Annotated in this window: 7 protein-coding genes and 2 pseudogenes; 7 read left to right on the top strand and 2 right to left on the bottom strand. The window is 67.9% G+C overall.

Annotated features, from left to right (window positions below; translation table 11 throughout):
• The 5 genes and pseudogenes from QOD90_RS08870 to cysN all read left to right on the top strand — a co-directional run.
• Positions 1–147: pseudogene (locus tag QOD90_RS08870) on the top strand (HNH endonuclease signature motif containing protein); the annotation flags it as partial.
• Between the two features lie 71 nt (positions 148–218).
• Positions 219–1,628, top strand: coding sequence for a sulfatase family protein (locus QOD90_RS08865; protein WP_526348734.1), 1,410 nt, complete (start codon positions 219–221; stop codon positions 1,626–1,628).
• Between the two features lie 9 nt (positions 1,629–1,637).
• A complete protein-coding gene (stf0, locus tag QOD90_RS08860; RefSeq protein ID WP_526348732.1) occupies positions 1,638–2,438 on the top strand; it encodes a trehalose 2-sulfotransferase in 801 nt (266 codons plus the stop codon).
• A complete protein-coding gene (gene cysD / locus QOD90_RS08855) occupies positions 2,435–3,358 on the top strand; it encodes a sulfate adenylyltransferase subunit CysD (protein WP_526348730.1) in 924 nt (307 codons plus the stop codon). Before stf0 ends, cysD begins: the two co-directional genes overlap by 4 nt.
• Positions 3,359–3,386: 28 nt before the next feature.
• Positions 3,387–5,252, top strand: a complete 1,866-nt coding sequence (cysN, locus tag QOD90_RS08850; RefSeq protein WP_526348728.1) for a sulfate adenylyltransferase subunit CysN — start codon at positions 3,387–3,389, stop codon at positions 5,250–5,252.
• Here the strand turns inward: cysN and QOD90_RS08845 are convergent.
• A complete protein-coding gene (locus QOD90_RS08845) occupies positions 5,249–6,043 on the bottom strand; it encodes a trans-aconitate 2-methyltransferase (protein WP_526348726.1) in 795 nt (264 codons plus the stop codon). The genes cysN and QOD90_RS08845 overlap by 4 nt on opposite strands.
• A gap of 19 nt (positions 6,044–6,062) precedes the next feature.
• Here QOD90_RS08845 and QOD90_RS08840 point away from each other — a divergent pair, with 19 nt between their 5' ends.
• Both QOD90_RS08840 and QOD90_RS08835 read left to right on the top strand, forming a co-directional pair.
• Positions 6,063–6,950, top strand: a complete 888-nt coding sequence (locus tag QOD90_RS08840) for an amidohydrolase family protein (RefSeq protein ID WP_526348724.1) — start codon at positions 6,063–6,065, stop codon at positions 6,948–6,950.
• A 30-nt stretch (positions 6,951–6,980) separates the two neighbouring features.
• A complete protein-coding gene (locus QOD90_RS08835) occupies positions 6,981–8,789 on the top strand; it encodes an ArnT family glycosyltransferase (RefSeq protein ID WP_526348722.1) in 1,809 nt (602 codons plus the stop codon).
• 9 nt (positions 8,790–8,798) lie between these two features.
• Here the strand turns inward: QOD90_RS08835 and QOD90_RS08830 are convergent.
• Positions 8,799–9,211: pseudogene (locus QOD90_RS08830) on the bottom strand (hypothetical protein); the annotation flags it as partial.

Below are 9,211 nucleotides of genomic sequence, written 5' to 3'. Positions count from 1 at the left end.
GACAACCGCCTCGCCGAAGAAGGCTGGACGGTCACCATCAGAAACGGCGTCGCCGAATGGATTCCACCCCCAGCCCTCGACACCGGCCAAACCCGCATCAACTACTACCACCACCCCGAACGCCTCCTCGCCGAACCAGGCCCCTGAAAGCTCGAGAACCCATCCCGACGAGCGCAATGGTTGCCGTTTCCGCGAGAACCCTGTTCCGTGTATCAACGATGACGGACAACGTGCTCCTCGTGCACTGGCACGACCTCGGCAGATACCTCGGCGCCTACGGCCACTCCGACGTGCGCAGCCCCCGGCTGGACCAGCTCGCCGCCGAAGGCATCCTGTTCACCCGCGCGCACGCCACTGCTCCGCTGTGCTCACCGTCGCGGGGTTCGCTGTTCACCGGCCGCTACCCGCAGAGCAACGGCCTGCTCGGGCTTGCCCATCACGGCTGGGAGTACCGGCCCGGAGTCCGCACCCTTCCGCACCTGCTCTCCGAATCTGGTTGGCATACAGCTCTTTTCGGCATGCAACATGAGACGTCCTATCCATCGAAGCTCGGATTCGACGAATTCGACGTGTCGAACTCATATTGCGAATATGTCGTCGAGCATGCGACGCGATGGCTGGCCAACCCGCCCGAGAACCCCTTCCTGCTCACCGCGGGGTTCTTCGAGACCCACCGGCCGTACCCACCTGAACGCTACGAGCCCGCGGATCCCGACGCGGTGAGCCTGCCCGACTACCTGCCCGACCTGCCCGACGTGCGCGACGACCTCGCCGACTTCTACGGATCCATCACCGTGGCCGACGCTGCGGTCGGCCAATTATTGGACACCCTCGCCGAGACCGGGCTTGACCGCGACACCTGGGTAATCTTCCTCACCGACCACGGCCCGGCGCTGCCAAGGGCCAAGTCGACGCTGTACGACGCGGGCACCGGGATCGCGCTCATCGTGCGTCCGCCGACGCGGCTGGCCGCCGAGCCGAGGGTGTACGAGGATCTGTTCAGCGGCGTCGACCTGGTGCCCACGCTGCTCGAATTGCTCGGCGTCGAGGTGCCCGACGAGGTCGATGGCGTGTCACACGCGGGCGCGCTGGTGCATCCGCGCACCGATCCGGTCCGCACCGAGGTCTACACCACCAAGACCTATCACGACTCGTTCGACCCGATACGAGCCGTCAGGACAACGGAATACACCTATATCGAGAACTACGCTCCTCGACCGCTTCTGGACCTGCCGTGGGACGTCGCCGACAGTGCCCCCGGCCAGGCAGTCGCGCCGACGACCCGCGAACCCCGCCCGGCGCGCGAACTCTACGATGTGATCGCCGACCCCACCGAGAGCCGCAATCTGCTCACCGCCGACGCCGACGCCGCCACCGAGGCGGTCGCCTCCGACCTCGCACTGCGTCTCGACGCGTGGCGCCAGGAGACGAACGACGTCATCCCGTCGGACTTCGCGGGCACGCGGATTTCCGAGCGATTCACGACCACCTACCTGAACATCCACGGGCGACCCGCGACTAGCCGCTCGGGCATCGCAATCGACCGCGGCATCGAGCCAACCTCGGGTAATGGTTTCGCTCGTGGTGAGCAAAATAGCCGGACTACAACGGATTTCGGCAGCCGCTAGGCTCTCGCCATGGCAACCCCGCCCGCATATCTGGTACTCGCCTCGCAGCGTAGCGGCAGCACGTTGCTCGTCGAGTCGCTGCGCGCGACGGGCGTGGCAGGCGAGCCGCAGGAGTTCTTCCAGTACCTGCCGACCACCAGCATGTCGCCCCAGCCCCGCCAGTGGTTCGAAGACGCCGGCGACGAGTCGATCCTGCGCCTGCTCGACCCTCTCGACGAAGGCAAGCCCGACCTGGCCCCGCCCGAGATCTGGCGGGACTACATCCGCACGGTCGGTCGCACCCCGAACGGCGTGTGGGGCGGCAAGCTGATGTGGAACCAAACCCCGCTGTTGATGGAACGCGCGGCGGGCCTCCCCGCACGGTCCGGAACCGGCTTGCTGTCGGCGATCCGCGACGTCGTCGGCACGGACCCCGTTCTCGTCCACGTGTACCGGCCGGACGTGGTGTCTCAGGCCGTGTCGTTCTGGCGCGCGGTGCAGACCAGGGTTTGGCGGGGACGTCCCGATCCCGTCCGCGACGCCCGTGCCGAGTACCACGCCGGTGCCATCGCGCACGTCGTGACGATGCTCCGTGCCCAGGAGGACGCGTGGCGAGCGTGGTTCGCCGAGGAACGAATCGACCCCATCGACGTGTCCTACCCGGTGCTGTGGCGAAACCTCACCGAAGTGGTGGGTAGCGTCCTTGAGGCACTCGGTCTCGACCCGCGTCTCGCCCCGGCACCGGTACTGGAACGCCAGGCCGACCAGCGGTCCGACGACTGGGTCGATCGCTACCGCAGGGATGCGGAGAAGGAGGGTCTTCCGGTATGACGGCTCAGACGCGGGACGACACCCACGTCGAGGAACTGCGACTGCTCGAAGCCGAGTCGGTGCACATCATCCGCGAGGTCGTCGCCGAGTTGCAGCGCCCCGTGCTGCTGTTCTCCGCTGGCAAGGATTCGATCGTGCTGCTCCGGCTCGCCGAAAAGGCCTTCCGGCCGTCGCCGTTGCCGTTTCCCGTCCTGCACGTCGACACCGGTCACAACTTCGACGAGGTCATCGAATTCCGCGACCGCAGGCTCGGCGAGCATGGCCACAAGCTGATCGTCGGGTCCGTGCAGGAGTCGATCGACAGCGGCCGAGTCCAGGAGGTCGGCGGCCCCGCCGGATCGCGGAACCGTCTGCAGACCCGCACGCTGCTCGACGCCCTGGAAGCCGGTGGCTTCGACGCCGCATTCGGTGGCGCCCGCCGCGACGAGGAACGCGCGAGGGCCAAGGAACGCATCCTGAGCTTCCGCGACGAGTTCGGGCAGTGGGACCCGCGGGCCCAGCGGCCTGAGCCGTGGTCGCTGTACAACGGCAGGATCAAGAAGGGCGAGCAGGTCAGGGTCTTCCCGTTGAGCAATTGGACCGAGCTCGACATCTGGCGCTACATCGAGCTGGAAGGCCTTGAGCTGCCGTCGATCTACTTCGCGCACGAGCGCGAGGTGGTGGCCAGGGACGGCATCCTGCTCGCGGTGTCCACGTACGTGCAGCCTCAGGGTGACGAGACCTCAGCGGTCGAGTGGGTGCGCTACCGCACCGTGGGCGACCTGACGATCACCGGAGCCGTCCGCTCCCACGCAAGAGACATCGCGGGCGTCATCACCGAGATCTCTGCGGCCACCGTGTCCGAACGCGGCGAGACCCGCGCCGACGACCGCACGTCGGTGGCGGCGATGGAAGACCGAAAGCGCGAAGGGTATTTCTGATGAGGCGAGCGAAGCGACGGGGGATGTGATGACCCGCCAACTACTCCGCATCGCGACCGCGGGCTCGGTGGACGACGGCAAGAGCACGCTGATCGGCAGGCTCATGCACGACACCGACAGCCTGCCGCTCGACCACCTCGAGGCCGTCACCGACGAAGAGGGCATCGCCGATCTGGCCGCGTTGTCGGACGGTCTGCGGGCCGAGCGCGAACAGGGCATCACGATCGACGTGGCCTACCGCTTCTTCTCCACCGAGTCGCGCAGCTACATCCTCGCCGACACCCCCGGCCACGAGCGCTACACCCGCAACATGTTCACGGGTGCCTCGAACGCTCACGTGGCGATCCTTCTCGTCGACGCTCGGGCCGGAGTGCTTCGCCAGACCCGACGACACGCCAGGATCGCAAAGCTGTTGGGTATCAAGCACTTCGTGGCGACGATCAACAAGATCGACCTCGTCGACTTCGACCAGAACCGGTTCGACGAGGTGGCCCGAGAACTACAGCAGATGGCCGCGCGCCTCGGTGGCGCCGAGCTGTCGGTGATCCCCATCGCCGCAAAACACGGGGACAACGTCGTGCACCGCTCCGAGAACACGCCCTGGTACAGCGGGCCGACGCTGCTGGAGTACCTCGAGGGCGTCGAACTGTCCGCACCGCAGCCAGAAGCCGCCAAGCTGCGGCTGCCGATCCAGTGGGTGTCGCGGCCGACCGCCGACGAGCGACGGCGCTACACCGGACGACTGGCCGCCGGCACGGTGAGCGTCGGCGACTCGATCGTCTCGCTGCCAGCGGGCACCCGTTCCACCGTGACTGCGGTCGACACCCTTGACGACGATCGCGCGACAGCCGTTGCGCCACTGTCGGTCTCGATCGAATTGGCCGACGACATCGACGTCGGCCGCGGCGACGTCTTCGTCAGCGGCGCGGAGGATGCCGTGCTACCAGTGCTGGCCCGCGAACTCGACGCGACCGTGTGCTGGTTCACCGAGACCCCTTTGCGCGCCGGCGACCGGGTGGCCCTGAAGCAGACCAGCAAGACGGTGCGCGCGACTGTACAGGCTCTGCACACCCGGCTGGATCCCGAGACGCTCGACGAACTCGACAATCCGGTCGAGCTGTCGATCAACGACATCGGCGAGGTCACGCTGCGCACCAGCTCGGTGGTGGTCGCCGACTCGTACTCCGACAACCGGGACAGCGGCGCCTTCATCCTGATCGACGAGACGTCGAACGACACCATCGGCGCTGGCACCATCATCGAGCCACGCGAGGTCAAACCGGGTACCCACGCCCGCAACGACATCCGTTGGCACCCATCGGCATTGGATCGTGACCATCGGTGGTCGGCGACGAGCCAGCGCGGAGCCACCATCTGGTTCACCGGCCTGCCCGCATCGGGCAAGTCGACGCTGGCGGTCGCCGTCGAGCGTGCGCTCGTCGAGTCAGGTGACGTCGCCTATCTGCTCGACGGCGACAACATCCGGCACGGCCTCTCCGACGATCTCGGCTTCTCCGCGGGCGACAGAGCCGAGAACATCAGGCGGGTCGGCCATTTGACCCGACTGTTCGCCGATGCGGGCGTGGTGGCGCTGGCGTCACTGGTGTCGCCGCTGAAGTCCGACCGCGACATCGCCCGAGCCCTCAACGATGCCGCCAAGCTGCCGTTCATCGAGGTCTACATCTGCACCTCGGTCGAGGAATGCGAGAAGCGCGACCCGAAGGGCCTGTACGCCAAGGCCAGGAGCGGTGAACTCAAGGGGCTCACCGGCATCGACGCCCCCTACGAGCCACCCGAGAACGCCGACCTGGTGCTCGACACCACGGGCGCCGACATCGACGAACTCGTCGCCGAGGTGCTCGAGGTGCTCGCGGCCAGGCGCGACGGCGCCTAGCTCCGATTTCCCCCGCCGCTACGCTCGCCCCGAACCTGGGCGACCACGAAGATCCGGCGGAACGGGAAGAACGTCCGCCCATCCGGTCGGGCCGGGTACCTCTCGTCGAGCATGGGGATCAGCTCGCGGCGGAACTGCTGCCAATCCTCTTCGCCGAGTGCGCCCTTCACCGGCGTCAGCGCAGTGCCCGTGATCCAGTCCAGCACCGGGTGCGCACCGGTGAGCTCGTGCACGTAGGTGGTCTCCCACGTGTCGACGGCGCAGCCGGCGTCGGCGAGCATCGCGGCGTACTCGGCGGCCGAATCGACCACCTTTCCGACCCGGAAGGGGATGTCGCGCAAGGCATTCACCCACTTCTGACTACTCGCCAGCTCGCGCACCGCGGCGTGCGACGGAGCGTCGAAGTTGCCGGGCACCTGGACGGCGATCCACGCCCCCGTTGGCAGCTCAGCCGCCCACCGGACCAGTAGTTCCCGATGCCCAGGCACCCATTGCAGCGCAGCGTTGCTCACCAGCACGTCGGTGTCGGGCTTCGGCGCCCACGCCTCCAGCTCCCCGAGGCTGGCGTCCAGCCCCCGCTCGCGGGCGGCGTCGACCATCTCCTGTGAGCTGTCGACGGCCTCGATGACCGCACCCGGCCAGCGGTCCGACAGCGTGACCGTGAGGTTCCCCGGCCCGCAACCGAGGTCGACCACGCGGCGCGGCGACTCGGCGCCCACCCGCGTCAGCAGGTCGTAGAACGGACGCCCGCGATGGTCCGCGAAGGCCAGGTACACGTCGGGATTCCACATGATGACATCCTGTCTGACGATGCAGGAATCAACCGCCGTACGTGCGATCTGGGAACAGCTGGGGCTGCCGGGCATCGTCGACGTCCACACCCACTTCATGCCCAAGCGCGTGATGGACAAGGTGTGGCAGTACTTCGACGCCGCCGGGCCGCTCGTCGGGCGCGTCTGGCCGATCACCTACCGCACCGAAGAAGCCGACCGCCTCGAGACGTTGCGGAGCTTCGGCGTCCGCGCCTTCACCTCGCTGGTCTACCCGCACAAGCCGGGGATGGCAGCGTGGTTGAACCAGTGGGCCGCACAGTTCGCCGCGACCACGCCGGACTGTCTGGCGACCGCCACGTTCTACCCCGAGCCCGGCGCCGACGAGTACGTCACCGCCGCAATCGATGGTGGCACGCGAGTGTTCAAGGCTCACGTTCAGGTCGGCGACTACGACCCGGCCGACCCCCTGCTCGACGGGGTGTGGGGCGTCATCGCCGAGGCGCAGACCCCCATCGTCATCCACTGCGGATCCGGACCGCAGCCAGGCAACTACACCGGACCCGAGTCGATCAAGGCGGTGTTGGCCCGCCACCCCAGGCTTCGGCTCATCGTCGCTCATCTGGGAATGCCGGAGTACGGCGACTTCCTCGCTCTCGCCGAGAAGTACCCCGAGGTCAGGCTCGACACCACAATGGCCTTCACCCCCTTCGTCGAGGAGCTGATGCCGTTCCCGTCCTCGGAGCTATCCCGACTCGTCGCGCTCGGTGACCGAATCCTGTTCGGAAGCGACTTCCCCAACATCCCGTACGGCTTCCTCGATGCCATGCGGGTGCTGACTGCGTTGGACGGGATCGACGACGACTGGCTGCGCGGGGTCTTCCACGACAACGCCGCACGACTCTTCGGCCTGACCACCCACAGCTGATAGCCAGCGGGTCGCGGTTAGCTGAACTTCGTGACTACCCGGTGGCCACGGTGGCTCCTCGCTGCCCTGCTGACGTGCACCGCCGCGATGTACCTGTGGCAGCTGTCCGCCTCCGGCTACGGCAACACCTTCTACGCCGCTGCCGCCCAGGCCGGTTCGCAGAGCTGGTCGGCATGGTTCTTCGGTTCGCTCGACGCCAATGACTTCATCACCGTGGACAAGCCGCCGGCCTCGCTTTGGGTGACCGGCCTTTCGGTGCGGCTCTTCGGGATGAACAGCTGGTCGGTGCTGGCGCCCCAAGCGGTGATGGGCGTCGCGGCGGTGGCCGTGCTGTTCGCCGCCGTCCGACGGGTGGTGCGCGATCCCAACCATGGCGCGGCCGCGGGCCTGATCGCCGGCGCCGTCCTCGCGTGCACACCCGCCGCTGCGCTGATGTTCCGCTTCAACAACCCCGACGCGCTCCTGACGTTGCTGCTGGTGGTCGCCGCCTACTGCCTGGCACGCGCGGTTCGGGCGGCGTCGTGGAGGTGGCTGGCACTGGTCGGCGCGGCGTTGGGGACCGCGTTCCTCGCGAAGATGCTGCAGGGCGCCCTGGTGCTGCCCGGTTTCGGTCTTGCCTACCTGGTGGCGGCGCCGACATCGTGGCGAAATCGGTTGCTGCACTTGATGGGAGCCGGGGGTGCGCTGGTCGTCGCGGCCGGCTGGTGGGTCTTGGTCGTGCAGCTGGTGCCCGCTGGATCGCGGCCCTACATCGGTGGTTCGACGGACGACACGGTGCTGGACCTCGCGTTCGGCTACAACGGGGTGGGACGCCTGGTGGGACACGAATCGGATTGGGGTGGGCCGCTGGTCGGTTCGATGAAGACGGCAACCGGTCTGCATCGACTGTTCATCACCGAGATGGCGAACGAGATCTCCTGGCTGCTGCCCGCAGCACTGTTCGCCACCGCCTTCGGCGGGTACCTGGCCGTGCGCGGACGACTCGACCGCGACGAGTGGGCAGCCGTCGTCTCTTGGGGCGGTTGGCTTCTGCTGACCGGCGCGGTCTTCAGTTACATGCGAGGCACCATCCACCCGTACTACACCGTTGCTCTGGCACCTGCGATCGGCGCACTCGTCGGCTTGGGCACCGTCTGGGCGTGGCGTTCGCGCGCGGCGTTGGATGGCCGGATCGCCATGGTCAGCCTGATTGTCCTGAGCGCTTCGTGGTCATCGGTACTGCTGCGCCACAACCACTTTGGATCGCCCTGGCTGCCTGCCGCCATCACGACGGCAGGCGGCGCCGCGGCGATTGGCATCCTCGCCGGCCGACGCAGGCCCTCGGTGGTCGGATCGGTGGCGGGGTTGACCGCCGCGTTGGCAGGCACGGTCGTCTTCTCCGTCGCGACGGTCGCGACGCCTCACCACGGCGCCATCCCGAATGCCGTGAACCTGACCCGCCCGCACGAGCGGCTCACCGCAGGCGGCTGGACCGGCGACGAAGCGACCAACGGTGAGCTAGCCGCGATGCTGGCGGCGACGACGACCCCCTGGTCGGCGGCGACCAACGGCTCGCAATCGGCTGCGGCGCTTGAACTCGCGACCAGAACCTCCGTCATGGCGATCGGCGGCTGGAGCGGTGATCCGACGCCCACTCTTGACCAGTTCATCGGCGACGTGCACGCCGGGCGAGTCACCTACTACGTCGAGGCAGGCCGTGGCGGGTCGGCGCAACCGCAGGGCAGGGTGATCCGATCGGAGAACCACAGCGCCTCCCACGCCAGGGAGATTGCGGACTGGGTCGCCGACCACTATCCGGCAATCACGGTCGGCACGTCGCTGGTGTATCGCCTCGACTGAGAGCGACCGCTACAGCAGTCCGCCAAGTCCACCCAGAAGGCCGCTGCCGCCGTCGTCGGATCCCTCAGGGGGCTTCTGATTCGGAAACGCCGGTCGCGGTACGGGACTCACGCTCAGTGGTGCCCGCACGGTCGGGGTCGGCGCCGGGACCCTACTCGGTTGGGGAGGCTCGGGAGCCGACGGCGTCGGCGTCGGCTGCGGCGACCTGACGGATGGCACCGCCGGTGATGGCGACGCCGGTGGTGGCGCCGGGGCCATCGGGTCGGTCACCGGGTCGGTTGTCGGCACGGGCGTCGGCGATTCGACCACCGGGGCCGCGGTCGTGGCAGGTCTCGACGGAACCGTAGTGGTGCCACTGAGCGGTGTCTCGACGGCGTCAGCGGGCCCTGGCGAGACGAGACCCGCTCCGAGGCCTGCGCCGA

It is taken from the genome of Mycobacterium sp. (assembly GCF_032161845.1).
Taxonomy (GTDB): domain Bacteria; phylum Actinomycetota; class Actinomycetes; order Mycobacteriales; family Mycobacteriaceae; genus Mycobacterium.
This window is presented reverse-complemented; position numbering and strand designations above follow the sequence as displayed.